We start from the raw sequence: 25,738 nt of genomic DNA, 5'->3' as shown, positions 1-25,738 counted from the left end.
TATGAGTTGGTCAAAAGTAAAATACTTCTTTTTTGATACACCTGAAGAAAAAGAAGCAGCTCAATATAGTTATGAAAAGGAGCAAACAGACATGAAGAAGCAGCAAGATCCGCCAGAACAACAAGATGTTACGTTTCCAAAAGCGCAAACGAAACAAAATGTTGTGAGCATTGAAACAGCGAAGCAATCTTCAAAAGTTGTTTTATTAGAACCACGCACATATTCGGAAGCGCAAGGAATTGCGGACCATTTAAAAGGTAGACGAGCTGTTGTGATTAATTTACAACGAATGTCTACGGATCAAGCTGTACGTATCGTTGACTTTTTAAGTGGTACTGTATACGCTATAGGCGGGGACATTCAAAAAATAGGACCGAAAACATTTATGTGTACGCCTGAAAATGTAGATATAGTTGGTGCAATTTCAGAGTTATTCGGTGAAGAAGAAGACACAAATATAAAGAGGTGGTAATACGCCATGGAAACAGTTTTAAGGCTTTTAGTTACTGCTATCGAGATTTACTCGTGGGCACTTATTATTTACATTCTCCTATCATGGTTCCCAGGTGCAAAGGAATCAACTTTCGGAGATTTTCTTGCCCGTATTTGTGAACCGTATTTAGAACCATTTCGCAGATTTATTCCGCCGCTTGGTATGATTGACATCTCACCACTTGTTGCGATTTTTGCGTTGAGACTTGCTACAAGTGGTTTAGTAACTTTATTCGGCTATTTCTTATAGTAAGAGGTTAAATACATGAGCATCTACGAGCATTTTAGACCTGATGAAGTGGTCTTTGTGGATAAAGTGTTAGAGTGGAAGCGAGCAGCGGAGTACCATCAAGTGAAGTTAACAGACTTTCTTGATCCAAGACAACAACAAATTGTCACTATGGTAATAGGACAAGGAGATGTTGCTGTACAGTTTGATGGTGCAACGTCTCAAGCAGAGCGCAAAAGAGCACTCATTTATCCGGACTATCTAGTAGTAAATGAAGAGGAATTTCAAGTAGAAGTATTGGAAATTGACTATCCTTCCAAGTTTTATACGCTAGAGCATAGGCAAATATTAGGTACATTTATGTCTCTCGGTTTAACGAGAGAAAAATGTGGTGATATTTTGCTTCAAGAAGATCGTGCCCAAATTGTAGTCGCGAAAGAAGTTGTATCTTATATTGAGATGAACTTACAATCTATAGGAAAAGTGAAAGTCTCCTTATCACCAGTGCAAGGGGAAAAAATTCTACAGATACAAGAAACGTGGGGGGAGAAATCCGGAACAGTTTCTTCACTTCGTTTAGATGTTATGTTAGCTGAAATGTTACATATATCTAGGCAAAAAGTACAACCTTTCATAAAAAATGGTTTAGTAAAAGTGAATTGGAAAACAGTGGAGCAAACCTCTTATGAATGTTATCCAGGAGATGTTTTTTCAGTGAGAGGATATGGACGCAGTAAATTGTTTTCTGTAGAAGGTAGAACAAAGCGCGACAAATGGAGAATTTTGTATGGTATACTAAAATGATTGGTTTTTTAGAAGGAAATCCTCCTATTTTGTCGAAGAAAAGATATAATTGAAAGAGGAAATTTAGATAACTACTTGGAGGTGGCGTTGTGCCGTTAACACCATTAGATATTCATAACAAAGAATTTGGTCGCGGATTCCGTGGCTATGATGAGGATCAAGTAAATGAGTTTCTTGATCAAATTATCAAAGATTATGAATTAGTCATTCGTGAGAAAAAAGCTTTAGAAGAACAAGTTGCGCAATTAGAAGGGAAGTTAGATCATTTCTCTAATATTGAAGATACGTTAAACAAATCTATCGTTGTTGCACAAGAAGCGGCGGAAGAAGTAAAACGTAATGCGCAAAAAGAGGCAAAATTAATCGTACGTGAAGCTGAAAAGAATGCAGACCGTATTATTAACGAAGCTTTAGTAAAATCAAGAAAAGTTGCTTTTGATATTGAAGAGCTAAAGAAACAAGCGAAAGTATTCCGCACTCGTTTCCGTATGTTATTAGAAACACAGCTTGAAATGTTAAACAACGATGATTGGGATAAACTAATTGAGTTAGAAGACGAAGTAGACGAGCTGTTGAAAAAAGAAGAAACAGTGTAAGCTTGACGTTTTTCTCATTATTACATATAATTTTAAACAACATATTTATTAAGAAAAACGAAGATAGGGATAAGTACCTTTTTCATACCTTATATAGCGAACTGAGGATGGTGTAAGCTCAGGATAAGGAGATAATGGGAATATCACCCTGGAGTTCCGCGCTGAACAAATAGAGTAAGCGTAGGCGTATATTCGCGTTAAGAATATAAAGAGGATTGTATACATACGTATAGAATCTACTAGGGTGGTACCGCGGGAGACTTTCTCGTCCCTTTTTGGGATGAGAAAGTCTCTTTTTTATTCCGTTTTTTAGGTCTTTCTTTTATACATGTAAGGAGGAATTGAGCATGGAGTACAAAAATACATTACTAATGCCAAAAACAGAGTTCCCAATGCGTGGGAATTTACCAAAACGTGAGCCTGCAATGCAAGAAAAGTGGGCGGAAATGAATATTTATGAAAAGGTACAAGAACATACGAAAGGTCGTCCTTTATTTGTACTGCATGATGGACCTCCATATGCGAATGGTGACATTCATATGGGACATGCATTAAATAAAGTATTAAAAGACTTTATCGTTCGTTATAAATCAATGACTGGTTTCTGTGCACCATATGTCCCAGGTTGGGATACACACGGTTTACCAATTGAACAAGCTTTAACAAATAAAGGTGTAAAGCGTAAAGAAATGACAGTTGCTGAGTTCCGTAAGTTATGTGCAGAGTATGCATATGAACAAGTAGAACGTCAGCGTGAGCAATTTAAGCGTTTAGGTGTACGTGCTGATTGGGATAACCCATATATTACTTTAGAGCCAGCTTATGAAGCACAACAAATTAAAGTGTTTGGTGATATGGCGAAAAAAGGTTATATCTATAAAGGACAAAAACCAGTTTATTGGTCACCAACGAGTGAATCAGCATTAGCGGAAGCTGAAATTGAATACCAAGATAAAAAATCTGCATCTATTTACGTAGCATTCCCTGTAAAAGATGGAAAGAACGTATTAGAAGGTGATGAGAAATTCATTATCTGGACAACAACACCTTGGACGTTGCCTGCAAACTTAGGTATTTCTGTTCACCCAGAACTTGAATACAGCATCGTGAAAGTAAATGATGAAAAATATATTATTGCTTCTGAATTATTTGAGACAGTTGCAAAAACGTTAGAGTGGGAAAACGCTGAAGTTGTAAAAACGGTAAAAGGTAGTGAACTTGAGTATACAGTTGCAAAGCATCCATTCTACGATCGTGATTCATTAGTTATGCTAGGAGATCACGTAACAACAGATGCAGGTACAGGTTGTGTTCATACAGCACCAGGACACGGGGAAGATGACTTTATTGTTGGTAAAAAGTATGGCTTAGAAGTACTTTGCCCAGTTGATGATAAAGGTGTATTAACAGAGGAAGCACCTGGATTTGAAGGCTTATTCTATGATAAAGCTAACAAGCCAATTACAGAAAAATTAGAAGAAGTAGGCGCATTACTGAAACTAACATTCATTACGCATTCATATCCACATGATTGGAGAACGAAAAAACCTATTATTTTCCGTGCGACAGCACAGTGGTTTGCATCTATTGAAGCATTCCGTAAAGAATTATTAGAAGCTGTTGCGGAAACAAAATGGGTACCAGCATGGGGCGAAACTCGTCTTCATAACATGGTTCGTGACCGTGGTGACTGGTGTATTTCTCGTCAACGTGCATGGGGTGTGCCAATTCCTGTATTCTATGCTGAGAATGGTGATCCAATTATTACGGATGAAACAATTAACCATGTAGCTGATTTATTCCGTGAACACGGTTCTAACGTATGGTTCGAGCGTGAAGCGAAAGATCTATTACCAGAAGGATTTACACATCCAGGTAGCCCAAATGGTGAATTCCGTAAAGAAACAGACATCATGGATGTATGGTTCGACTCAGGTTCTTCTCACCAAGCGGTATTAGAAGAGCGCGATGACTTACAACGTCCAGCAGATTTATATTTAGAAGGATCTGACCAATATCGTGGTTGGTTTAACTCTTCATTATCGACAGCAGTTGCTGTAACAGGAAAAGCGCCATATAAAGGTGTACTAAGCCATGGTTTCGTATTAGATGGTGAAGGCCGTAAAATGAGTAAGTCGATTGGAAACATCGTCGTACCGAAGAAAATTATGGATCAATTAGGCGGAGATATTTTACGCTTATGGGTATCTTCTGTTGACTATCAATCTGACGTACGTATTTCGGATGATATTTTAAAACAAGTAGCAGAAGTGTATCGTAAAATCCGTAACACATTCCGTTTCTTATTAGGAAACTTAGACGACTTTAAGCCAAGTGAAAATACAGTACCTGTAGCTGAACTTCGTGAAGTAGATCGTTATATGTTAGTGAAATTAAATGACTTAATTACAAAAGTAAAAGAAGCATATGAGACATACGACTTCGCTGCTGTATATCATGCAATTCATAACTTCTGTACAATTGATTTAAGTTCATTCTACTTAGACTTTGCAAAAGACATTTTATACATTGAAGGTGCAAACCATGAAGATCGTCGTGCAATTCAAACTGTATTATATGATGTTCTTGTTGCATTGACGAAACTTGTAACACCAATCTTACCGCATACAGCTGATGAAGTATGGCCATACATTCCAGGTGTAACAGAAGAAAGTGTACAATTAACTGATATGCCAGAAGCTGTACAATTAGATGGTGCAGAAGCATTAAAAACAAAATGGGATGCATTTATGACATTGCGTGATGACGTATTAAAAGCGTTAGAAGTAGCTCGTAATGAAAAGGTAATCGGTAAGTCATTAAATGCAAGCATTACGCTATATCCAACTGCAGAAATGAAAGCTATGTTAGAGTCTATTAACGAAGACTTAAAGCAATTATTCATCGTTTCTGAGTACAAACTTGGTGGCATGATGGAAGAAGCGCCAGCAGATGCACCGAAGTATGAACATACAGCGGTTGTTGTTGCTCAAGCAACTGGTGAAACATGTGAACGTTGTTGGGTAGTTTCAGAAACAATTGGTAAAGATGCTGAACATGAAACATTATGTGAGCGTTGTGCAACGGTTGTTAAAGAAAATTATGTAAAATAATAAGGGGTGACTGCACGTAAAGTGCAGTCATTTTTTTGGTTAACAGTATATTGAAATAACTTTCACTCTCTTTCCTATGAAGGAAAAATGTGTGAGAGGTAAGCATATAAATTTCGGACACACTAATCGTACATTGCAACTGGGAGGAATGTACACGTGAATGAAATGTATATGGAAATCAAAGAAGAATTGCAATTGATGCGAAAAGAGTTACAAGAGAGGCTAGCTAAAGAGGTTATGTACAAATATAATACAGAGTTTAGCGAAGAACTTGGGTATGAAATTAAGGAAGAGATAAAGAAAAAACTATTATTACATGATATAAAAGAGGATTTAAAAGATGTAGAACGTGCATTATTTAAAATGGAAATAGATATGTATGGTATTTGTGAAGACACAGGGAGAGTAATATCGGTAAAACAAATGAAAACGATGCCGACTGCACGTACCATTCATGAATTTTTCTATGAAAAAGTAAATGTATGAATGGGCACAACGATATTATATTACCTTTTTTTAATTTATTTTATTCTTCTATAAAGGTTCATTGTGAAAAGGTTGCAGCTATGCTAAAATTTTGAGGTACACTGTCTTTGTGGGGGAAATGAAAATGATATATTATGTAATAGCGTTATTTGTCATTGCCATCGATCAAATATCGAAATGGCTAATTGTAAAGAACATGGAATTGGGTACGAGCATTCCGATTATCGATAATGTATTATACATAACATCACATCGAAATAGAGGAGCTGCCTGGGGCATTTTAGAAAATAAAATGTGGTTTTTCTACATTATTACAGTCGTTTTTGTAGCATTTATCGTATTTTATATGAAAAAATATGCAAAAACAGACAAGCTTCTAGGAATTTCATTAGGTCTAATTTTAGGCGGAGCAATTGGTAATTTTATTGATCGTGTATTTAGACAAGAAGTAGTGGATTTCATTCACGTGTATATTTTCTCGTACAACTATCCAGTATTCAATATCGCTGATTCGGCATTATGTATTGGTGTTGTATTAATTATTATTCAAACATTATTAGAAGGCAAGAAAACGAAGGAGTAATTGAATGAGTGAAGTAGTACAAGTAACAGTTGCAGAAGAACAAAAAAATGAGCGAATTGATAAATTCGTTGCAGCAATAAATAATGAATGGTCACGTACACAAGTACAGCAATGGATTAAAGATGACGTTGTGACAGTTAATGGAAAAGCTGTAAAAGGGAATTATAAAGTTAGAGAAAATGATGAAATTACAGTGACGATTCCTGAGCCAGAAGAGTTAGATATTCAGCCAGAAGATATGAACTTAGAAATTTATTATGAAGATGCAGATGTACTTGTTGTTAATAAGCCGCGTGGTATGGTTGTACATCCAGCACCAGGTCATACAAGTGGTACACTTGTGAACGGTCTTATGCACCATTGTACAGACTTATCAGGCATTAATGGTGTGATGCGTCCAGGTATCGTGCATCGTATTGATAAGGATACATCAGGCCTATTAATGGTTGCTAAAAATGATATGGCACACGAATCACTTGTAAATCAACTTGTAGCAAAAACAGTAACGAGACGTTACAAAGCGATTGTACACGGTGTAATTCCGCATGATAAAGGTACGATTGATGCTCCGATTGCTCGTGATAAGAAAGAACGTCAAAGTATGACGGTTGATGAAAATGGTAAGCATGCTGTTACGCATTTCCAAGTGTTAGAGCGATTCAAAGATTTCACACTTGTAGAATGTCGCTTAGAAACAGGGCGTACACACCAAATTCGTGTTCATATGAAATATATTGGCTATCCACTTGCAGGAGATCCAAAATATGGACCAAAGAAAACATTAGACATGAATGGACAGGCACTTCATGCAGGAATTTTAGGATTTGATCACCCTCGTACTGGTGAATATATTCAGTTTGAGGCACCGATTCCAGAAGTGTTTGAAGACGCATTAAATATTTTACGAAAATAGTATTGACAAATCATAAGAAAACTGAGATACTGACAACAGTTAAATAATGATCCTTTAACACAGCCCCGTGAGGTTGAGAAGGTAACGGTTTGAAATGCATAGGGTATGCTGTACCCTTTTTTCAAAAGTCCTCTCGCACACGCTGAGAGGACTTTTTTTATACCATTACTCTCACGCAAGAAAAAAGCTTGGAGGTGTAGAGCATGCAAGAGAAAGCTGTCGTTTTAGATGACCAAATGATTCGCCGCGCTTTAACACGAATTAGTCATGAAATCGTGGAACGAAATAAAGGTGTCGATAATTGTGTTCTTGTTGGAATTAAAACTCGTGGAATTTTTATTGCACAACGTTTGGCAGAACGAATTGGTCAAATTGAAGGAAAAGAAATAGAAGTTGGAGAGCTAGACATTACGTTATATCGTGATGATTTAACGCTACAATCGAAAAATAAAGAACCACTTGTAAAAGGTTCTGATATCCCTGTAGATATTACGAAGAAAAAAGTTATCCTTGTAGATGATGTATTATATACAGGCAGAACAGTTCGAGCAGCAATGGATGCTCTTATGGATTTAGGTAGACCATCACAAATCCAACTAGCGGTTCTTGTTGATAGAGGTCATCGTGAACTACCAATTCGCGCTGATTATGTAGGAAAGAACATTCCAACATCAAGTGAAGAGCGTATCGAAGTTGATTTGCAAGAGACAGATCAACAAGATCGAGTAAGCATATACGATAAGTAAAGCCCTTTTAAATGTAGTCCTGTGAGGCTGCCAAAGGGTCTTGGCTTTCATATGTCAAATTTGGCATACGAAAGTGTAGGACTCTTTGTGCACAGGCACAAAGAGTTTTTTTATTGCAAAGATTTAAACTGAAGGAGGATGTAACAATGGAACAAAAGCCAGTGTTAGACGTTAATGAAGTACCGAAACCGGGAAAATGGTTATTTTTAAGTATACAACATTTGTTCGCAATGTTTGGATCAACAGTGCTTGTTCCGTTTTTAACAGGATTGAATCCGTCAGTAGCATTAATATCAAGTGGATTAGGAACGTTAGCGTTTCTTCTTATAACGAAAGGTCAAGTACCTGCCTATCTTGGATCATCATTCGCCTTTATCGCACCGATTATAACAGCGAAAACGGCAGGGGGACCCGGAGCAGCAATGCTTGGTGGTTTGCTAGCAGGACTTGTATACATCTTAATCTCACTCGGAATTAAGAAATCAGGATCAGAGTGGATTATGAAATTACTACCACCAATCGTAGTTGGTCCAGTAGTAATGGTAATCGGGCTAGCTTTAGCACATACAGCAGTTAACATGGCGATGAATGGTGCGGATGGCAAATATAGCTTTACACACTTTTCAGTAGCATTAGTAACATTAGCAATTACAATTATATGCTCAATATTCGGAAGAGGATTTTTCAGTATCATACCAGTGTTACTTGGCATTATCGGCGGATATATTTTCGCTTACTTCCAAGGGCTAGTAGACTTAAAGCCGGTAGCTGAGGCAAAATGGTTTGTTGTACCAGATTTCACAGTACCATTTGTAACATACACACCAGAGTTTTCATGGAAGATCGTACTCTTGATGGTACCAGTTGCACTAGTAACAATTTCAGAACATATCGGACACCAAATTGTACTAGGAAATGTTATTAAAAGAGATTTAATTGAAAAACCTGGTTTACACCGTTCAATCTTCGGTGATGGAGTAGCAACATTAATCGCATCACTAATCGGTGGACCACCGAATACAACGTATGGTGAAAACATCGGTGTGCTAGCAATTACAAGAGCGTACAGTGTATACTTATTCATCGGTTCAGCCGTATTCGCAATCATGTTCGGGTTTATCGGTAAGATTTCTGCACTGATTCATTCGATACCAACACCAGTTATGGGTGGTGTATCAATCTTACTATTCGGTGTAATCGCATCAAGCGGATTACGTATGATGGTAGACGATAAAACAGATTTAAGTGACAAACGAAACTTAATGATTGCATCAGTAATATTAGTAATCGGTATTGGTGGAGCGGTACTTCACGTAGGAGAATCATTCCAAGTAGAAGGAATGGCACTAGCAGCAATTGTAGGTGTACTGTTAAATTTACTACTACCGGAAACGAAACAAATAAAACAATCTAAGCAGATTGCTTCATAATAATAACCTTTTAATTCAGTCCTGTGAGACCGGAAAGGGTGGCTTCTTTCTTGCACCCTAGTCTCACATGACTAGGGTATTTTTATGCAAAGGTTGTTATAAAAATACAAAAGTGGTAACATAAAAATCAGAAAGATGAGGGATGACGATGAGCCATTTGTTAACGATGAGTGAATTATCGGAAGTAGAAATTTCAGAAATCCTAAAAGACGCAGAAGATTTTGCGAATGGGAAAGAAAGCAAAACGACAGAGCAAACTTTTGTTGCGAACTTGTTCTTTGAGAATAGTACGAGAACAAGATTTAGCTTTGAAGTTGCTGAGAAGAGATTAGGACTTGATGTTTTAAACTTTTCAGCTGATGCATCTAGCGTACAAAAAGGAGAAACATTATACGATACGATAAGAACACTAGAATCAATCGGAACAAAAGCAGTGGTCATCCGCCACGAGCAAGATCGCTACTTCGATGAACTAAGAGATCAGGTGAATATTCCAATCTTAAACGCTGGAGATGGATGTGGAAACCACCCAACGCAGTGCTTACTCGACCTTCTTACAATTAAACAAGAGTTTGGAAGATTTGAAGGATTGAAGATTGCGATAGTAGGAGATGTTCGTCATAGCCGAGTAGCACGTTCGAATGCAGAAGCATTAACGAAACTGGGTGCAACAATTTACTTCGCAAGTCCAGAAGAGTGGAAAGATGAAGACAACACATTTGGAACATACAAACCATTAGATGAGCTTGTTCCAGAAGTGGATGTAATGATGTTACTTCGTGTACAACATGAGCGTCATGATCATTATGAAACAGACATTATGAAAGAGTATCATGAGAAACACGGATTAACAGTGGAAAGAGAACAGCGTATGAAAGAAGGAAGCATTATTATGCATCCAGCTCCTGTAAACCGAGATGTTGAAATTGCAAGTGAACTTGTTGAGTGTGAGCGTTCACGCATATTTAAACAAATGGAAAATGGAGTTTACGTAAGAATGGCTGTACTAAAACGCGCCTTACCAAATGTATTAGGAGGAATGAAACATGAATTACTTGTTTAAAAATGGTCGTTATATGAATGAAGAAGGAAAAATCGTAGCAACGGATCTTCTCGTACAAGACGGTAAAATCGCTAAGGTAGCAGAAAATATTACGGCAGATAATGCTGAAGTAATCGATGTGAACGGAAAGTTAATCGCACCTGGATTAGTAGATGTACACGTACACCTTCGTGAACCAGGTGGTGAACATAAAGAAACAATTGAAACAGGTACACTAGCAGCGGCAAAAGGTGGATTCACTACAATTTGTGCAATGCCAAATACACGCCCAGTACCAGATTGCAGAGAACATATGGAAGACTTACAAAATCGTATTAAAGAAAAAGCGCATGTTAACGTATTACCATATGGAGCAATTACAGTACGTCAAGCGGGTTCTGAAATGACGGATTTCGAAACGTTAAAAGAACTTGGAGCATTTGCTTTCACTGATGACGGTGTAGGCGTACAAGATGCTAGCATGATGTTAGCTGCTATGAAACGTGCAGCGAAATTAAATATGGCAGTAGTTGCGCACTGTGAAGAGAATACTCTTATTAATAAAGGTTGTGTACATGAAGGGAAGTTTTCTGAAAAACACGGATTAAACGGTATCCCATCAGTATGTGAATCTGTACATATTGCAAGGGATATATTGCTTGCTGAAGCGGCGGATTGTCACTATCACGTATGTCACGTAAGTACGAAAGGCTCTGTACGTGTAATCCGTGATGCAAAGCGCGCTGGAATTAAAGTAACAGCAGAAGTAACACCTCATCACTTAGTGTTATGTGAAGATGATATCCCATCAGCTGATCCTAACTTTAAAATGAACCCACCGCTTCGTGGAAAAGAAGATCATGCAGCATTAATTGAAGGTTTATTAGATGGAACAATCGATATGATTGCAACTGATCATGCACCCCATACAGCAGAAGAGAAAGCACAAGGAATTGAAAGAGCACCATTCGGGATTACTGGTTTTGAAACAGCATTCCCACTTCTATACACAAACCTTGTGAAAAAAGGAATTATTACACTAGAGCAGTTAATTCAATTCTTAACAGAAAAGCCAGCTGATACATTCGGCTTAGAAGCAGGTCGCCTGAAAGAAGGTAGAACAGCTGATATTACAATTATTGATTTAGAACAAGAAGAAGAGATTGACCCAACAACATTCTTATCAAAAGGAAAAAATACACCATTCGCAGGTTGGAAATGCCAAGGATGGCCGGTAATGACAATCGTTGGTGGTAAGATCGCATGGCAAAAGGAGAGTGCATTAGTATGAAAAGACAACTTATCTTAGAAGATGGAACAGTATTAATTGGAACAGGTTTCGGAGGAGAAATCGAAAAGTCAGGTGAGGTTGTATTTACAACAGGAATGACTGGATATCAAGAAACATTATCTGATCCATCATATTGCGGTCAAATTGTAACATTCACGTACCCATTAATCGGAAACTACGGCATCAACCGTGACGATTTTGAATCGATTCACCCATCTGTAAATGGTTTAATCGTAAACGAAATTTGTGATCACCCATCAAACTTCCGTAATGAAATTTCGTTAAATGACTACTTAAAAGAAAGAAATATCCCAGGATTAGCAGGGATTGATACGAGAAAATTAACGAGAAAAATTCGTCAATACGGTACATTACGCGGACGCCTTTGTAATATGGATGCAGATGTAGAATACATCGTGAGCCAATTAAAAGCGACAGTATTTACAGATCATGTAAAACGCGTATCAACGAAAGATCCATACCCAAGCCCAGGCCGCGGACATCGCGTTGTACTAGTAGACTTCGGTATGAAACATGGTATTTTAAGAGAATTAAATAAACGTGATTGTGATGTGATTGTAGTTCCTTACAACACAACAGCTGAAGAAATTTTACGCCTTAGCCCAGATGGAATTATGCTAAGTAACGGACCTGGGGATCCAAAAGATGTACCAGAAGCAATTGAAATGTTAAAAGATATTATCGGTAAAGTTCCTTTATTCGGAATTTGCCTAGGACATCAATTGTTCGCTCTAGCATCTGGTGCGAATACAAGTAAGTTAAAATTCGGCCACCGTGGTTTAAACCATCCAGTAAAAAATCTTGCAACTGGAAAAGTAGCAATTACATCTCAAAACCATGGTTACGCAGTAGAAGAAGAATCAGTTGAAAATACAGAACTTGAAATTACACATGTTGCTTTAAATGATGGAACAGTAGAAGGTCTTCGTCATAAGAAGTTCCCAGCATTTACAGTACAATACCATCCAGAAGCTTCAGCGGGACCAGAAGATGCAAATGATTTATTCGAAGATTTCTTAACAATGATTGAAAACTTCAAGAAAGAAGGGGAAGAGTTATGCCAAAACGCCTAGACATTAACACAATTTTAGTAATCGGATCAGGACCAATTGTAATTGGGCAAGCAGCGGAGTTTGACTACTCTGGTACACAAGCTTGTCAATCTCTTAAAGAGGAAGGTTACAAAGTAATCCTTGTTAACTCTAACCCAGCAACAATTATGACTGATACTGCAACAGCAGATAAAGTATACATTGAGCCTTTAACATTAGAATTTGTAAGCCGAATCATTCGTAAAGAACGTCCAGATGCAATCTTACCAACATTAGGCGGTCAAACAGGTTTAAACATGGCTGTTGAACTTGCAAAATCAGGCGTACTTGAAGAGTGCGGAGTTGAAATTTTAGGAACAAAATTATCAGCAATCGAGCAAGCGGAAGATCGTGATTTATTCCGTACATTAATGCAAGATTTAAATGAACCAACACCACCAAGTGAAATCATTCATAACCTTGATGAAGCATATGGCTTTGTAAAAGAAATTGGTTATCCAGTAATCGTTCGTCCAGCATTCACATTAGGCGGAACGGGCGGCGGAATTTGCCATAACGAAGAAGAGTTAATTGAAATCGTAACAAGTGGTTTAAAACATAGCCCAGTAACACAATGTTTATTAGAGAAAAGTATTGCTGGTTGTAAAGAAATTGAATATGAAGTAATGCGTGATTCAAATGATAACGCGATTGTAGTATGTAATATGGAAAACATCGATCCAGTTGGTGTTCATACAGGTGATTCTATTGTTGTAGCACCGAGCCAAACGCTAAGCGACCGTGAATACCAAATGTTACGTAATACTTCATTACGAATTATTCGTGCACTAGGAATTGAAGGTGGATGTAACGTTCAGCTTGCATTAGATCCATATAGCTTCCAATACTATGTAATCGAAGTAAACCCACGTGTAAGTCGTTCATCTGCATTAGCATCTAAAGCAACTGGATATCCAATTGCGAAATTAGCAGCGAAAATTGCAGTCGGCTTAACATTAGATGAAATCGTAAACCCAGTAACACAAAAAACTTACGCTTGCTTCGAGCCAGCATTAGACTATGTTGTTTCAAAAATTCCACGTTGGCCATTTGATAAGTTTGAATCAGCGAACAGAACACTTGGAACGCAGATGAAAGCAACTGGTGAGGTTATGTCAATCGGACGTAACTTAGAAGAATCATTATTAAAAGCGGTTCGTTCTTTAGAACTTGGCATTTATCACTTAGAATTAGACCACTTAAAAGAACTTGATAAAGAAACAATGAAAAAACGCATTATTAAAGCAGATGATGAGCGACTGTTTATCGTAGCAGAAGCAATTCGTCAAGGTGTAACGAAAGAAGAGATTAACGAATGGTGTGAAATGGACTTCTTCTTCTTACAAAAAGTTGAAAACATCGTAAATATGGAACGCGAAGTAAAAGCGAATGTAGGAAATATGGAAGTACTACAAACTGCAAAAGAAATGGGCTTCAGCGATCATTACATCGCAGCAGCTTGGAACAAAACGGAGCGCGAAATTTACGATATGCGTAAAGAAAATAATATGACGCCAGTATTCAAAATGGTAGATACTTGTGCGGCAGAGTTTGAATCTGCAACACCGTATTACTACAGCACATACGCTGAGGAGAACGAATCAATTGTAACAGATCGTAAGAGTGTAGTAGTTCTAGGATCTGGTCCGATCCGCATTGGTCAAGGTGTTGAGTTTGACTATGCAACAGTTCACTCAGTATGGGCAATTAAAGAAGCTGGATATGAAGCGATTATCATTAACAATAACCCAGAAACTGTTTCAACAGACTTCAGTATTTCTGACAAATTATACTTTGAACCATTAACGATTGAAGATGTAATGCACATCATCGATTTAGAAAAGCCAGAAGGTGTTATCGTTCAGTTTGGTGGACAAACGGCGATTAACTTAGCGGCGAAATTAGAAGAACATGGTGTGAAGATTTTAGGAACATCACTTGAAGACTTAGACCGTGCAGAAGATCGTGATAAATTCGAAGCTGCTTTAACAAAACTTGGTATCCCACAACCAGTTGGTAAAACAGCAACGACTGTAGAACAAGCGGTAGCAATCGCAGAAGAAATTGGTTACCCAGTATTAGTAAGACCATCTTACGTACTAGGTGGACGTGCGATGGAAATCGTATATCGTCAAGAAGAACTACTGCACTACATGAAAAATGCAGTTAAAGTTCACGCAGATCACCCAGTATTAATCGACCGTTACATGGTCGGTAAAGAAATTGAAGTAGATGCAATTTCAGACGGTGAGAATGTATTCATTCCAGGTATTATGGAACATATTGAACGCGCTGGAGTTCACTCGGGTGACTCAATTGGAGTATATCCACCACAAAGCTTATCTGAAAAATTAAAAGAACAAATTATTGAACATACAATTGCACTTGGAAAAGGATTAAACATTGTTGGATTACTAAATATCCAGTTTGTAGTATTCGAAGATCAAGTGTACGTAATTGAAGTAAATCCACGTGCGAGCCGTACAGTACCATTCTTAAGTAAAATTACAGGTGTACCAATGGCAAACGTTGCAACGAAAGTTATTCTAGGGCAAGACCTAGTAGAGCAAGGATACGGAACGGGCTATCACCCAGAAGAGAAAGAAGTATATGTAAAAGCTCCGGTATTCTCATTCGCGAAATTACGCTCAGTGGATACAACATTAGGACCTGAAATGAAATCAACAGGGGAAGTAATGGGTAAAGATTTAACGCTTGAAAAAGCATTATATAAAGGGTTAGTTGCTTCTGGAATTAACATCCCAACGCACGGATCAGTAATTATTACTGTAGCGGATAAAGATAAAGAAGAGGCGATGGAAATTGCAAAACGTTTCCATGAAATCGGCTATAACTTATTAGCAACAGCTGGAACAGCACAATCGTTAACAGAGCAAAATATCCCAGTACAAGTTGTAAACAAAATTGATTCTGAGGACTACAACTTACTAGATATTATCCGTCAAGGAAAAGCACAGTTTGTAATCAATACATTAACAAAAGGCAAACAACCAGCGCGTGATGGTTTCCGCATTCGCCGTGAATCAGTAGAAAATGGTGTAGCTTGCTTAACATCACTTGATACAACGAGAGCAATCTTACGAGTATTAGAATCTATGACATTCTCAGCTCATTCAATGAAAGAAATTACGCAAACAAAGCGTCACGAGGTGGTACATGCATGATGCAAAAGCAAAATATGATCGTCGTTAATCAAAAAGAAATCGCAAAGAACATTTACGAATTAGTGCTTCAAGGAACTTTAGTACAGCAAATGAACGAACCAGGGCAGTTTGTACACATTAAGGTGGCAGAGGGCATTGCGCCCCTTCTGCGCCGCCCAATTAGTATTTGTAATGTAGATCAAGAGAAGAACGAATTTACAATGCTATATCGTGCGGAAGGACAAGGGACAAAAACATTAGCAACTAGAAAACAAGGTGAAATGGTAGATGTATTAGGACCATTAGGACACGGTTTTCCTGTAGAAGAAGCAGAAGCTGGTCAAACAGCTTTACTAGTAGGCGGGGGAATTGGTGTACCACCACTTTATGAATTATCACAGCGCCTCGTTGCAAAAGGTGTACGTGTGATTCACATCTTAGGTTTTCAAACGAAAGATGTAGTTTTCTATGAAGAAAAATTTGCAGAACTTGGTGATACGTACGTTGCGACAGTAGACGGTACACACGGTACAAAAGGATTTGTCACAGATGTAATTGATCATTACGGAATTGACTTTGATATTCTTTATTCATGTGGTCCGTTAGCGATGCTTCGTGCATTAGAAGGACGTTACAAAGAGAAAAAAGCCTATATTTCATTAGAAGAACGTATGGGCTGTGGTATTGGAGCTTGTTTCGCATGTGTATGCCACTTACAAGAAGATCCAAGTGGACATTCTTACAAGAAGGTGTGTAGCGACGGACCAGTATTTCCAATCGGGGAGGTTGTACTATGAACAGATTGCAAGTTGAATTACCGGGATTATCATTAAAAAATCCAATTATACCAGCATCTGGATGCTTTGGGTTTGGTCGTGAATATGCACAGTTTTACGATTTAAGTGTACTAGGATCAATCATGATTAAAGCGACGACAGAACAACCACGCTATGGAAATCCTACGCCTCGTGTTGCTGAAACACCGGGCGGCATGTTAAATGCAATCGGACTTCAAAACCCAGGATTAGAAAAAGTAATGAATTCTGAATTACCATGGTTAGAACAATTTGACCTTCCAATTATTGCAAACGTTGCAGGTTCACAAGCTGAGGATTACGTAGCGGTTGCAAAGGAAATTTCTAAAGCGCCTAATGTCCATGCGCTAGAATTAAATATTTCTTGTCCAAACGTAAAAACAGGTGGTATCGCCTTTGGTACAAATCCTGAAATTGCTGCTGATTTAACGAAGCGAGTAAAAGAGGTTTCTGAAGTACCTGTATACGTGAAGTTGTCGCCGAACGTGGCAAACATTGTGGAAATTGCAAAAGCGATTGAAAATGCAGGTGCAGATGGTTTAACGATGATTAATACATTGCTTGGTATGCGTCTAGATTTAAAAACAGCTAAACCAATTTTAGCAAACCGTACAGGCGGATTATCAGGTCCTGCGATTAAGCCAGTAGCAATTCGTATGGTACATGAAGTAAGTCAAGCGGTTAACATTCCAATTATCGGAATGGGTGGTATTGAAACAGCGGAAGATGTAATCGAATTCTTCTACGCTGGCGCAAGCGCAGTTGCAGTAGGTACAGCGAACTTTATCGATCCGTTCGTATGTCCGACAATTATTGAAGAGTTACCAGCATTACTAGATGAATTAGGATTTGATCACATTTCGGAATGTCAAGGAAGGAGCTGGAAGCAAACATGTCACAGTCGTTAATCGTTGCACTAGATTTTCCAGGGAAACAAGATGTAGAACAATTCTTGCGCCACTTTGAAGGGGAAGAGTTATTTGTCAAAGTTGGTATGGAGTTATTTTACAAAGAAGGCCCTGCAATTATTACGTACTTAAAAGAAAAAGGACATAAGATTTTTCTGGATTTAAAACTTCATGATATTCCAAATACAGTAAAAAGCGCTATGCGTAGCCTAGCTAGTCTAGATGTTGATATGGTAAATGTTCATGCTGCTGGGGGAAGCAGTATGATGAAAGCTGCGATTGAGGGATTAGAGGAAGGTAAGCAAGAAGGAAAAGAGAGACCGATTTGTATTGCAGTTACACAACTAACAAGCACTTCGGAAGCTATGATGAAAAAGGAGATCGGCATTGAGAAAACGTTAGAAGAAGCGGTTGCTCATTATGCAAAACTAACGAAAAAAAGTGGACTTGATGGCGTTGTTTGCTCAACGCTTGAAGTTCCAAAACTACGTGAAGTATGCGGAAATGAATTTGTAACAGTAACACCGGGGATTCGTCTTGCGAGCGATGATGTAAATGACCAGGTGCGCGTAGCAACACCGAAACGTGCGAGGGAACTTGGCTCAAGCTATATCGTAGTTGGACGTAGTATTACAAAAGCAGAAAATCCGCTTGAAGCGTATAAAACAGTAAAACAACAGTGGGAAGGTGTAACAGTATGAAAAAAGAAATCGCATCGCATTTATTAGAAATTGGAGCAGTATTTTTACAACCGAATGATCCATTCACATGGTCTTCAGGTATGAAATCACCAATTTATTGTGATAACCGTTTAACTTTATCTTATCCGAAAGTACGTCAAGCAATCGCAGCTGGATTAGAAGAGTTAATTAAAGAGCACTTCCCAACTGTAGAAGTTATTGCAGGAACAGCAACTGCTGGTATTGCGCACGCTGCATGGGTAAGCGATCGTATGGATTTACCAATGTGCTACGTACGTAGTAAAGCAAAAGGTCACGGTAAAGGGAACCAAATCGAAGGAAAAGCTGAAAAAGGTCAAAAAGTAGTAGTAGTAGAAGACTTAATTTCAACTGGCGGTAGTGCTATTACATGTGTTGAAGCACTTCGCGAAGCTGGCTGTGAAGTATTAGGAATCGTATCAATCTTCACATACGAGCTTGAAGCAGGAAAAGAAAAATTAGAAGCAGCTAACGTAGCATCATATTCTTTAAGCGACTACAGTGCATTAACTGAAGTAGCGGCAGAAAAAGGTATGATCGGACAAGCTGAAACGAAAAAATTACAAGAGTGGCGTAAAAATCCAGCTAACGAAGCTTGGATCACAGCGTAACACGAAAAAAGACGACTGCGGGGGAACGCGGTCGTCTTTTTTATACTATTGTTAGAACTTCATGTAAAGAACATATAGTAGGAACATCACATTTGAGTTGCAAGTTATCCCGATTTAACCATATCCCTTGCATTCCAGCTGCTGTACTACTAATTGCATCTGTCTCTAATCGATCACCAATATAATAGCAATCTTTCATTTCAAGATTCGATTGTAATACAGTTCTTTGAAAAATTTCAGGGTCTGGTTTCGATACACCAATTTCACTAGAAGTAAATATGTATTTGAAATATTGTAGAATGTTTATAGCAATTAACTTTTCGACTTGTTGCTCATATTCACCGTTGCTAATGATACCTAATGAGTGTCCTTTTTCCTGTAAGGTCTGTAATGTATAGTTTACATCTTCAAACGCATTCCAGTTGTTCTTATATAGTTCTATATATTGATTGAATCTGTGCTGAGATTCCTCGGGTGATAAGTTTAATCCATATGTTTTAAATAAATGATACATTCGCATCCCTTGTTGTTCTTGAAAAGATAATTCCTTGGATAAAAATTTGTTGAAATATTCTTCGGATAATTCATGCCAGACTTTTGTGGCCTCTAATTCATTACCTGAAAAAATAGTACTATATACTTGAAAGAAATCTATAATACCATTTCTTTCAGCGGCCTCATAATCAAGTAAAGTTCCATCGACATCAAAGAAAATCATATGACAATCTCCTCGTTAATAACTATTTAGCGCTGTCCGCAACTTCATGTCCTCTCACAAACAATAAAGTCATATAAGAAACAATAAATGAGAAGATGCTATACATGCCAACCCAAAAGAAAAACTTCGGAGTAAAGGCGATAACACCTATTATTAAAAAACTAGCAAACGTTACAATCGGCATGACGTAATACGTTTTCGTTTTGCGTGTTCCAATAACAGATACGATAAAGATAAATAATGGACAAATTAATAAGACGAAAATCAATTCATTCATAGGTATGTCCCCTTTTCTAATTGCAGTAATCTGTTTCTCGTAAACGTTTTGAAATAATTACTCTCCTAATATAATTTCGCTAAGTAATAACGAATCCCTCTTGAAAACTGATAATTCATGATGAATTTTACAAGCAAAAAACGTAAGCAAGAGAACACATGCTTACGTTATAGGATAAACATCGCAACAATTGTGGTGACAATTAAGCCGATAACAACCGGTAAAAAGTTTCGGCGTGCAAGTTCAAATGGATCGACCTTACAAATAGCAGCGGCAGGAATAAGTGCCCAAGGAATTAACGTCCCGCCCCCGGTCCATATAGCTGAAATTTGCCCGAGTGCTGTTAATGTAGCTGTTCCATGTCCAAGTGCTGTTCCGAAAAGATTGGCAATTGAACCAGCAAGTGATATACCAGAAAAGCCAGATCCATCTAAGCCGGTAATGGCACCAACGATAGTTAATGTCCCTGCCGATACATATTGATTTAAAGGAACAGTTTGAGACAAAGCGATTCCTAAGTCGTTAATGATTCCGTGTGAACCTTTCGGTAAATAGTCTCCGATAATTTTCACAAAACCGCTATCTCCTAAATAAAAGAGTGCAGCGATTGGGATAACTGGACCAAAGATTTTAAAGCCAAATTGGAGCCCTTCTATAAAATAATCGGTCGTTTTATTTAGTCCATTTCCTTTGTAAGCGATGAGAGAAATGATGATAATCATAATAACAGTGGTCCCACCGATAAGTGCAGTTGCATCGCTTCCTTGTAGTTTAAATTGAATCATGCAAAGGATATCGATGGCATATACGATCGGAATACAAATAGCGAGCCATTTTTTTGTCCGAGGAGATAATGAAGTGAGCGTTTTAGAAGACGCAGTTGATGGAATAGATTCTTGTATAGAAGATAATCCTGTATGAAATTCTTTTCGTAAGAAGAAAAATGCGACGGAAGTTGTCACTATGCCCATAACAATTACGAGAGGAACACTGGCAGAAACAACGCTAGAAACAGGAAGACCAGCAGCGTCCGCTGTTAATTTTGGTGCACCTTGAATAACGAAGTCACCAGATAAGGCGATGCCGTGTCCGAATAAGTTCATAGCGATGGCAACTCCAATTGGCGGAAGGCCAACGCGTACAGCAACCGGTAATAAAATAGCTCCCATTAAGGCGACAGCGGGAGAAGGCCAAAAGAAGAAAGAAATTGTCATCATCAAAAGGCCAATAATCCAGTAGGCGAGGGTAGGGGTACGGATCATCTTTGTAAATGGTGAAATCATTGTATCATTTATACCGGTATGAACGAGTAAATTGCTCATGGATACGATAATGGAAATGATTAATATAGTTGGTAATAGCTCAGTAATGGCGTAAATAAAACTTTGAAAAATGCTGCTAACGGCAAGAGGGATAGAACTTGTAGCAGTTAATGCTAATAAAAAGATAAAAACGATACAAATAATCGTCGTATCCTTTCGGAAAATAAAAAAGGTAATAATGGTGAGTAAACAAATAACATAAAGAGCGTGTAATAGCGTTAATTCAACTCCCATAACATTCACATCCTTTAGGCATTCGTGTAGTTTATTGTATGAAAGCGGTGAAAGTATGTGAGTATAGGAAAAAGAAAAAGTGAAATTTCATGTACTGTAATGGTAAGAATAATAAATGGATGTTACAATACAATTAATCCTAAAAATGGAATTAAAGGAGGACTTATGCACAAAAAAATTGGATTTGTGGGATTCGTTATATCTTGTAGTCTATTAATCATTTTAAACTTGTTTACAAACAATGAATGGATCAGTATTATACCTGTTTTCGGATTTGTTTTTGTACTGTTATATAACTGGGATGATATGAAACAATATAGTAAGAAAAATATTGGAATTATGATAGGTAGTATTGTTGTTTGCTCATTTTTCGTAGGGGTTATTTTAATAGAAGGGCAGAAACAAATGGAGAAAATGTCTATTTTTCAAGAGTGGATGTCTTCTGCGAAGGGGCTTTATATTGTCATTGTAGTTGTTGTTTTTCTAAGAATTGTTATAAGGATAACAAGTTACATATTAAAGGGAAAGTAGAATGGTGGAGTATGAATGAGAGAGAAAATTGGGTATTATGGTGTGCTCGTTTGTTTGCTATTATCAGTTATTTCAGGACAATTTCTTAACAGTGCATGGGTGCCAGTTATATTATGTATAGGGGTGTTGGTTTTTGCTCCTATGTATCGCTGGGACGAGTGGAAAGCATACAGCCGAAAAAAGAAAATTGTTTTCAGCATCGAGTTTGTTATTATAATTAGCACGATTCCATTTTTGTTACTGAAGGGAAATGAGATAATAGATGGGATTGTAATGTTTCAAGGCTGGTTGTTTATTGCAAAATTACTATATTTAATGTGTGTTTTAATAGTGGTAGCGCTAGTCGCTAAAAAAGTAAATGAAAAGCTATTTGCTAATGAATAAAAAAAGTGCCACCTTATTCGGTGGCACTTTCTCATTTTATTGAATGAGCTTTTTGCATCTTCTTAATTAAACGAATTTGTCCGCGATGATTGATTTCATCTTCAAATACGTGAAACCACTTAAAATAGTTATTTGCTTGTTTGTCATACCAAAAGTCTGTCGTTTTAAACAGCCATTCATCAGGTAACCATTGGAATGTTTCAATTGTTTTGGAACGTACTTCTTGTAATGTATCAATATAAAATTCTATAGAGTTTCCTTTTATTTTCTCACGTCCAAGAGCTTCTAACTCGAGGCCAGGTAACCATCTTTCTAGTTCGGACTCCGTTGGTTCGCGGTCTTCAAAAGTATGAATCTGGTAGTGAAATTCAACAGCAGCCATGTGATATAATAGCATGCCGATTGAATTTGCTTCCTCATTATATAAATAATCAAGTTCTTCCATTGTTAAATCTTCCACCGCTTGCATTGTTGTATAGCGAGCATAATTCATCATGGAAACTATTTTGGAAAATTCAGGATGTAAACCATCGATTTTATCTATTACAAAGTTCAATTACAATTCCCCCTCTTTAAACAAATACTCCAGAGAAGGCATTCTATGTGCAGAGAAAAAATCCTGTTAAAAATTTCGAAATATTAACAAGGGATTACAATTAGTTCTCTATTTGATTTTGTAATAACTTCATATCCATCTTTTTTAATGACGATATCATCTTCAATTCTACAACCGCCCCAGTTTGGTATGTAAATACCTGGTTCAACTGTAACGACCATACCTTCTTCTAAAATAATCTTACTTTCTTGGGATAGGCGAAGTGGTTCGTGAATTTCTAATCCAAGACCATGACCAGTAGAATGTCCAAAATATTGACCGTATCCATGCTCAGTAATGTAGTTTCTCGTTATATCATCGATACGTTTTGCAGTTTCTCCAGGTTTAATCGCTTCGGTCCCGCGTTTTAATGCTTCTCGTACAATATTGTATATCTTTTTAAATTCTTCTGATGGTTCCCCGATTGCTACAGTACGTGTTATATCGGAACAGTATCCGTCATAAAGTGCACCGAAATCTAATGTAACGATGTCGCCTCGTTCAATTATTTTATTTGATGCAACTCCATGTGGAAGAGAAGAGCGAACGCCAGAAGCTACAATAATTTGAAATGATGAAGAGGCAGCACCTTTTTTTCGCATGAAAAATTCTAACTCATCTCGTACATCATGTTCACTTATTCCCGGTTTTAGAAACGTAAGAATGTGGTGAAATGCTTCGTCCGCGATATTGGCTGCAATTTTCATTGTTTCTATTTCAGACGTGTCTTTAATGATACGAATATTTTCGATAATTTCGCATACTTGAATCATTTCCGCCTGTACGTATTTTTGCAAGTTGTTATATTGTTGCAATGTCATGTTGTTTTCTTCAATTCCAAGTTTTTGAATGTTTAATTTCGATACTTGATTTGCAACTTCTTCCTCTAAAATTCCTTTATGCATAATAATTTCAGCATCTTGTATTTGTGACTTTGCTTGATTTATATAGCGGAAATCTGTTATAAAAACAGCTTGATCGGCAGAGAGTAAGACGACGCCAGCACTACCTGTAAAGCCTGTTGCATATTGGCGGTTTTCTTTTTTTGTAATAAGTAACCCGTCAATTCCGTACTTATGTAGTTGTTTTTGGATATTAGTTATTCTTATATTCATTTTAATGCCTCCTTTTTATATTTAATAAAGCAAAAATTGTGCCAATATACTTATTGACAATAAAAGAGAAGAGGGAGTTTTGTGTCAAAAAAACTAGACAAATATAAAATGAGGATGTAAAAAATTTATACAGTAATGTAAACTTGCACATTATAATCTTTGAATTCTAATATTATATTTTTTGTATAAATAAATGGCGATAATTGGTATAATAAGAGGTCGTTATGTTTTCTTGTAGATAAAGGTGCGTAACGAATAAATAGGAATAAGGAATGTGAGTATATGAAGAAATTAAGTAAAGTCATGTCATTTTGCTTCGCTGCTAGTATGCTAGTTGTAACAGCGTGTGAAAAAAGTGAAATCAAAGTTCAAGCAAATGAAACGATTGAACAGCTTGATGAAGCGCCAGAAGTGACAGAAAAAGAAGCGAAAAAGATTGTAAGAAAGAGTGTAGATGCAATAGCAAATGCATTTAGTGAGATGGAAAAAGAAAATGGATGGAGTCGAAATAATCCTGGAGATTTGGCGACAGCGAAAAAAGGAGTTAAGGGATTAGTTACAGAAAAATTTGTAGAGAACCAGCTTCCTAATTCGCTTGAAACATTTAATAGATCTAGAGAGACAGATATGTTGCCATTCCCTATTAATATTGAACCAGAAATGAGATTAACGTATACACAGAAAGATAAAAATTTAACGATTGAAACGATTATACCTTCAAATGATATGGGAAATGAAGCAGAGATATGGGAATTTATTTTCGTTTATAAAGATGGAAAATGGTTAATGGATAAATGGTCATCGCATACACCGAGAGATTTAAAACTTACGAAGGAAGAAGCTAGTGAGTTTCTGAAAATTCGAGGCTTTAAGAATGTCGATTTTGTTAAAGAAGAAAACAGTGGTGACAAAAAATATATTTTTAAAGAAAATACTAGATCAATAGCTGTGGATGCAAAAACATCGGTTATTATATATAATTTAGATGAGCAAAAGCAGGAAAAAGAAGCGAAAGAAAATAGTAGTCAAGAACACGAAAACATTAAGGAAAATAACATGAGTATGCATGCTACTTCTAAAGAAGAGAAGCAGACTAAAAAAGAAACTTCGTCAGCAGTAGGTAAAAGTAAGGTTTTAAATGAGTTAGCGGCTCTAGAAAACCAAGAAAAACATACAAATGTCATGTCAACAAATGACATAGTAAATGAAATAGAAGGAAATTATGAACTGTGGGATAATAAACTAAATGAAATTTACAGTACATTAAAAAATACGATGTCCCCTGATGCATTTCAGTCATTAAAAACGAAACAAATTGCGTGGGTTAAAGAAAAGGAAAGTAAGGTTAAAGCAATTGGTACTGATACAAATAACGGGACGATGAGACGTATAGATGCTTCAGAAGAGAAATACAAGATGACAAAAGAAAGATGTTATGAATTAGTGAATGGGTATATGAACTAGTTTGAACGAATATAAAAATGCGTTGCTTATGAGCAACGCATTTT

General features: G+C 37.2%; 26 protein-coding genes and 1 other annotated feature. Of the genes, 21 read left to right on the top strand and 5 right to left on the bottom strand.

What is annotated here, in order from left to right; genetic code table 11:
- Position 1: 1 nt before the first annotated feature.
- From MR079_RS01150 to pyrE, 18 genes are all read left to right on the top strand, one after another.
- Positions 2-472 (top strand): cell division protein SepF, encoded by a 471-nt coding sequence (locus MR079_RS01150; RefSeq protein WP_000119138.1) that lies wholly within the window; start codon positions 2-4, stop codon positions 470-472.
- A 6-nt stretch (positions 473-478) separates the two neighbouring features.
- Positions 479-742 (top strand): YggT family protein, encoded by a 264-nt coding sequence (locus MR079_RS01145; RefSeq protein ID WP_000450919.1) that lies wholly within the window; start codon positions 479-481, stop codon positions 740-742.
- A 15-nt stretch (positions 743-757) separates the two neighbouring features.
- The gene (locus MR079_RS01140) at positions 758-1,525 is read left to right on the top strand and encodes a YlmH family RNA-binding protein (protein WP_000029728.1); all 768 of its coding nucleotides are present in this window, start codon (positions 758-760) and stop codon (positions 1,523-1,525) included.
- 89 nt (positions 1,526-1,614) lie between these two features.
- Complete coding sequence (gene divIVA, locus MR079_RS01135) at positions 1,615-2,121, top strand: septum site-determining protein DivIVA (protein ID WP_001131612.1); 507 nt, start codon at positions 1,615-1,617, stop codon at positions 2,119-2,121.
- A gap of 51 nt (positions 2,122-2,172) precedes the next feature.
- Positions 2,173-2,397, top strand: a binding site (T-box leader).
- Between the two features lie 71 nt (positions 2,398-2,468).
- Positions 2,469-5,234: an isoleucine--tRNA ligase gene (gene ileS2, locus MR079_RS01130; protein ID WP_242293325.1), complete on the top strand. Its 2,766-nt coding sequence runs from the start codon at positions 2,469-2,471 to the stop codon at positions 5,232-5,234.
- 156 nt (positions 5,235-5,390) lie between these two features.
- Positions 5,391-5,720 carry a TraR/DksA C4-type zinc finger protein gene (locus MR079_RS01125; RefSeq protein WP_001004663.1) on the top strand — a complete coding sequence of 110 codons (330 nt, stop codon included), beginning with the start codon at positions 5,391-5,393 and terminating at the stop codon, positions 5,718-5,720.
- Between the two features lie 124 nt (positions 5,721-5,844).
- Complete coding sequence (gene lspA / locus MR079_RS01120) at positions 5,845-6,303, top strand: lipoprotein signal peptidase LspA (protein ID WP_000642177.1); 459 nt, start codon at positions 5,845-5,847, stop codon at positions 6,301-6,303.
- 4 nt (positions 6,304-6,307) lie between these two features.
- Positions 6,308-7,216, top strand: coding sequence for an RluA family pseudouridine synthase (locus MR079_RS01115; protein ID WP_242293324.1), 909 nt, complete (start codon positions 6,308-6,310; stop codon positions 7,214-7,216).
- 203 nt (positions 7,217-7,419) lie between these two features.
- Positions 7,420-7,962 (top strand): bifunctional pyrimidine operon transcriptional regulator/uracil phosphoribosyltransferase, encoded by a 543-nt coding sequence (pyrR, locus tag MR079_RS01110; RefSeq protein WP_001156487.1) that lies wholly within the window; start codon positions 7,420-7,422, stop codon positions 7,960-7,962.
- 146 nt (positions 7,963-8,108) lie between these two features.
- A complete protein-coding gene (gene uraA, locus MR079_RS01105) occupies positions 8,109-9,392 on the top strand; it encodes a uracil permease (RefSeq protein ID WP_000435928.1) in 1,284 nt (427 codons plus the stop codon).
- Positions 9,393-9,540: 148 nt separating this feature from the next.
- A complete protein-coding gene (gene pyrB / locus MR079_RS01100; protein WP_242293323.1) occupies positions 9,541-10,455 on the top strand; it encodes an aspartate carbamoyltransferase in 915 nt (304 codons plus the stop codon).
- The gene (gene pyrC, locus MR079_RS01095) at positions 10,439-11,725 is read left to right on the top strand and encodes a dihydroorotase (RefSeq protein ID WP_001108374.1); all 1,287 of its coding nucleotides are present in this window, start codon (positions 10,439-10,441) and stop codon (positions 11,723-11,725) included. The genes pyrB and pyrC overlap by 17 nt, the downstream gene beginning before the upstream one ends.
- Positions 11,722-12,819: a carbamoyl phosphate synthase small subunit gene (locus MR079_RS01090; protein ID WP_000828682.1), complete on the top strand. Its 1,098-nt coding sequence runs from the start codon at positions 11,722-11,724 to the stop codon at positions 12,817-12,819. The genes pyrC and MR079_RS01090 overlap by 4 nt, the downstream gene beginning before the upstream one ends.
- Positions 12,804-16,022 carry a carbamoyl-phosphate synthase large subunit gene (carB, locus tag MR079_RS01085; RefSeq protein ID WP_139866933.1) on the top strand — a complete coding sequence of 1,073 codons (3,219 nt, stop codon included), beginning with the start codon at positions 12,804-12,806 and terminating at the stop codon, positions 16,020-16,022. Before MR079_RS01090 ends, carB begins: the two co-directional genes overlap by 16 nt.
- Positions 16,019-16,798, top strand: a complete 780-nt coding sequence (gene pyrK, locus MR079_RS01080) for a dihydroorotate oxidase B electron transfer subunit (protein ID WP_000983358.1) — start codon at positions 16,019-16,021, stop codon at positions 16,796-16,798. The genes carB and pyrK overlap by 4 nt, the downstream gene beginning before the upstream one ends.
- A complete protein-coding gene (gene pyrD, locus MR079_RS01075; RefSeq protein ID WP_001081057.1) occupies positions 16,795-17,724 on the top strand; it encodes a dihydroorotate oxidase B catalytic subunit in 930 nt (309 codons plus the stop codon). The genes pyrK and pyrD overlap by 4 nt, the downstream gene beginning before the upstream one ends.
- Complete coding sequence (gene pyrF, locus MR079_RS01070) at positions 17,709-18,425, top strand: orotidine-5'-phosphate decarboxylase (protein ID WP_242293322.1); 717 nt, start codon at positions 17,709-17,711, stop codon at positions 18,423-18,425. The genes pyrD and pyrF overlap by 16 nt, the downstream gene beginning before the upstream one ends.
- Positions 18,422-19,054 (top strand): orotate phosphoribosyltransferase, encoded by a 633-nt coding sequence (gene pyrE, locus MR079_RS01065; protein ID WP_000711449.1) that lies wholly within the window; start codon positions 18,422-18,424, stop codon positions 19,052-19,054. Before pyrF ends, pyrE begins: the two co-directional genes overlap by 4 nt.
- Positions 19,055-19,094: 40 nt before the next feature.
- Here pyrE and MR079_RS01060 read toward each other — a convergent pair whose 3' ends face one another.
- From MR079_RS01060 to MR079_RS01050, 3 genes are all read right to left on the bottom strand, one after another.
- The gene (locus MR079_RS01060) at positions 19,095-19,772 is read right to left on the bottom strand and encodes an HAD family hydrolase (protein WP_242293321.1); all 678 of its coding nucleotides are present in this window, start codon (positions 19,770-19,772) and stop codon (positions 19,095-19,097) included.
- A 22-nt stretch (positions 19,773-19,794) separates the two neighbouring features.
- A complete protein-coding gene (locus MR079_RS01055) occupies positions 19,795-20,049 on the bottom strand; it encodes a YbeF family protein (RefSeq protein WP_139866935.1) in 255 nt (84 codons plus the stop codon).
- Between the two features lie 167 nt (positions 20,050-20,216).
- Positions 20,217-21,605 carry a hypothetical protein gene (locus MR079_RS01050; RefSeq protein ID WP_139866937.1) on the bottom strand — a complete coding sequence of 463 codons (1,389 nt, stop codon included), beginning with the start codon at positions 21,603-21,605 and terminating at the stop codon, positions 20,217-20,219.
- 99 nt (positions 21,606-21,704) lie between these two features.
- Between MR079_RS01050 and MR079_RS01045 the strand changes: the two genes are divergently transcribed.
- Together MR079_RS01045 and MR079_RS01040 are read left to right on the top strand one after the other, a co-directional pair.
- Positions 21,705-22,136: a YoqO family protein gene (locus MR079_RS01045; RefSeq protein ID WP_313897255.1), complete on the top strand. Its 432-nt coding sequence runs from the start codon at positions 21,705-21,707 to the stop codon at positions 22,134-22,136.
- 15 nt (positions 22,137-22,151) lie between these two features.
- Positions 22,152-22,520, top strand: coding sequence for a YoqO family protein (locus MR079_RS01040; protein WP_139866939.1), 369 nt, complete (start codon positions 22,152-22,154; stop codon positions 22,518-22,520).
- Between the two features lie 31 nt (positions 22,521-22,551).
- Here MR079_RS01040 and MR079_RS01035 read toward each other — a convergent pair whose 3' ends face one another.
- Positions 22,552-23,076, bottom strand: a complete 525-nt coding sequence (locus MR079_RS01035; protein ID WP_242293320.1) for a DinB family protein — start codon at positions 23,074-23,076, stop codon at positions 22,552-22,554.
- An 83-nt stretch (positions 23,077-23,159) separates the two neighbouring features.
- Entirely contained in the window at positions 23,160-24,230 is a 1,071-nt protein-coding gene (locus MR079_RS01030) for a M24 family metallopeptidase (RefSeq protein WP_139866943.1), read from the bottom strand.
- Between the two features lie 282 nt (positions 24,231-24,512).
- On the opposite strand from MR079_RS01030, the gene MR079_RS01025 reads away from it, so the two are divergent.
- Positions 24,513-25,694: a lysozyme inhibitor LprI family protein gene (locus MR079_RS01025; protein WP_242293319.1), complete on the top strand. Its 1,182-nt coding sequence runs from the start codon at positions 24,513-24,515 to the stop codon at positions 25,692-25,694.
- Positions 25,695-25,738: the final 44 nt, after the last annotated feature.

Source organism: Bacillus cereus group sp. BfR-BA-01381 (assembly GCF_022663555.1).
GTDB lineage: Bacteria > Bacillota > Bacilli > Bacillales > Bacillaceae_G > Bacillus_A > Bacillus_A pacificus.
The sequence above is the reverse complement of the archived record's forward strand: the minus strand, read 5'-3'. Positions and strand labels throughout refer to the sequence as shown.

Bases quoted from the DNA above. Each gene is read 5' to 3' on its own strand.
- MR079_RS01150 (WP_000119138.1), top strand. From the start codon at position 2: ATGAGTTGGTCAAAAGTAAAATACTTCTTTTTTGATACACCTGAAGAA.
- MR079_RS01145 (WP_000450919.1), top strand. From the start codon at position 479: ATGGAAACAGTTTTAAGGCTTTTAGTTACTGCTATCGAGATTTACTCG.
- MR079_RS01140 (WP_000029728.1), top strand. From the start codon at position 758: ATGAGCATCTACGAGCATTTTAGACCTGATGAAGTGGTCTTTGTGGAT.
- ileS2 (WP_242293325.1), top strand. From the start codon at position 2,469: ATGGAGTACAAAAATACATTACTAATGCCAAAAACAGAGTTCCCAATG.
- lspA (WP_000642177.1), top strand. From the start codon at position 5,845: ATGATATATTATGTAATAGCGTTATTTGTCATTGCCATCGATCAAATA.
- MR079_RS01115 (WP_242293324.1), top strand. From the start codon at position 6,308: ATGAGTGAAGTAGTACAAGTAACAGTTGCAGAAGAACAAAAAAATGAG.
- pyrR (WP_001156487.1), top strand. From the start codon at position 7,420: ATGCAAGAGAAAGCTGTCGTTTTAGATGACCAAATGATTCGCCGCGCT.
- uraA (WP_000435928.1), top strand. From the start codon at position 8,109: ATGGAACAAAAGCCAGTGTTAGACGTTAATGAAGTACCGAAACCGGGA.
- pyrB (WP_242293323.1), top strand. From the start codon at position 9,541: ATGAGCCATTTGTTAACGATGAGTGAATTATCGGAAGTAGAAATTTCA.
- pyrC (WP_001108374.1), top strand. From the start codon at position 10,439: ATGAATTACTTGTTTAAAAATGGTCGTTATATGAATGAAGAAGGAAAA.
- MR079_RS01090 (WP_000828682.1), top strand. From the start codon at position 11,722: ATGAAAAGACAACTTATCTTAGAAGATGGAACAGTATTAATTGGAACA.
- carB (WP_139866933.1), top strand. From the start codon at position 12,804: ATGCCAAAACGCCTAGACATTAACACAATTTTAGTAATCGGATCAGGA.
- pyrK (WP_000983358.1), top strand. From the start codon at position 16,019: ATGATGCAAAAGCAAAATATGATCGTCGTTAATCAAAAAGAAATCGCA.
- pyrD (WP_001081057.1), top strand. From the start codon at position 16,795: ATGAACAGATTGCAAGTTGAATTACCGGGATTATCATTAAAAAATCCA.
- pyrF (WP_242293322.1), top strand. From the start codon at position 17,709: ATGTCACAGTCGTTAATCGTTGCACTAGATTTTCCAGGGAAACAAGAT.
- pyrE (WP_000711449.1), top strand. From the start codon at position 18,422: ATGAAAAAAGAAATCGCATCGCATTTATTAGAAATTGGAGCAGTATTT.
- MR079_RS01060 (WP_242293321.1), bottom strand. From the start codon at position 19,772: ATGATTTTCTTTGATGTCGATGGAACTTTACTTGATTATGAGGCCGCT.
- MR079_RS01055 (WP_139866935.1), bottom strand. From the start codon at position 20,049: ATGAATGAATTGATTTTCGTCTTATTAATTTGTCCATTATTTATCTTT.
- MR079_RS01050 (WP_139866937.1), bottom strand. From the start codon at position 21,605: ATGGGAGTTGAATTAACGCTATTACACGCTCTTTATGTTATTTGTTTA.
- MR079_RS01045 (WP_313897255.1), top strand. From the start codon at position 21,705: ATGGTAAGAATAATAAATGGATGTTACAATACAATTAATCCTAAAAAT.
- MR079_RS01040 (WP_139866939.1), top strand. From the start codon at position 22,152: ATGAGAGAGAAAATTGGGTATTATGGTGTGCTCGTTTGTTTGCTATTA.
- MR079_RS01030 (WP_139866943.1), bottom strand. From the start codon at position 24,230: ATGAATATAAGAATAACTAATATCCAAAAACAACTACATAAGTACGGA.
- MR079_RS01025 (WP_242293319.1), top strand. From the start codon at position 24,513: ATGAAGAAATTAAGTAAAGTCATGTCATTTTGCTTCGCTGCTAGTATG.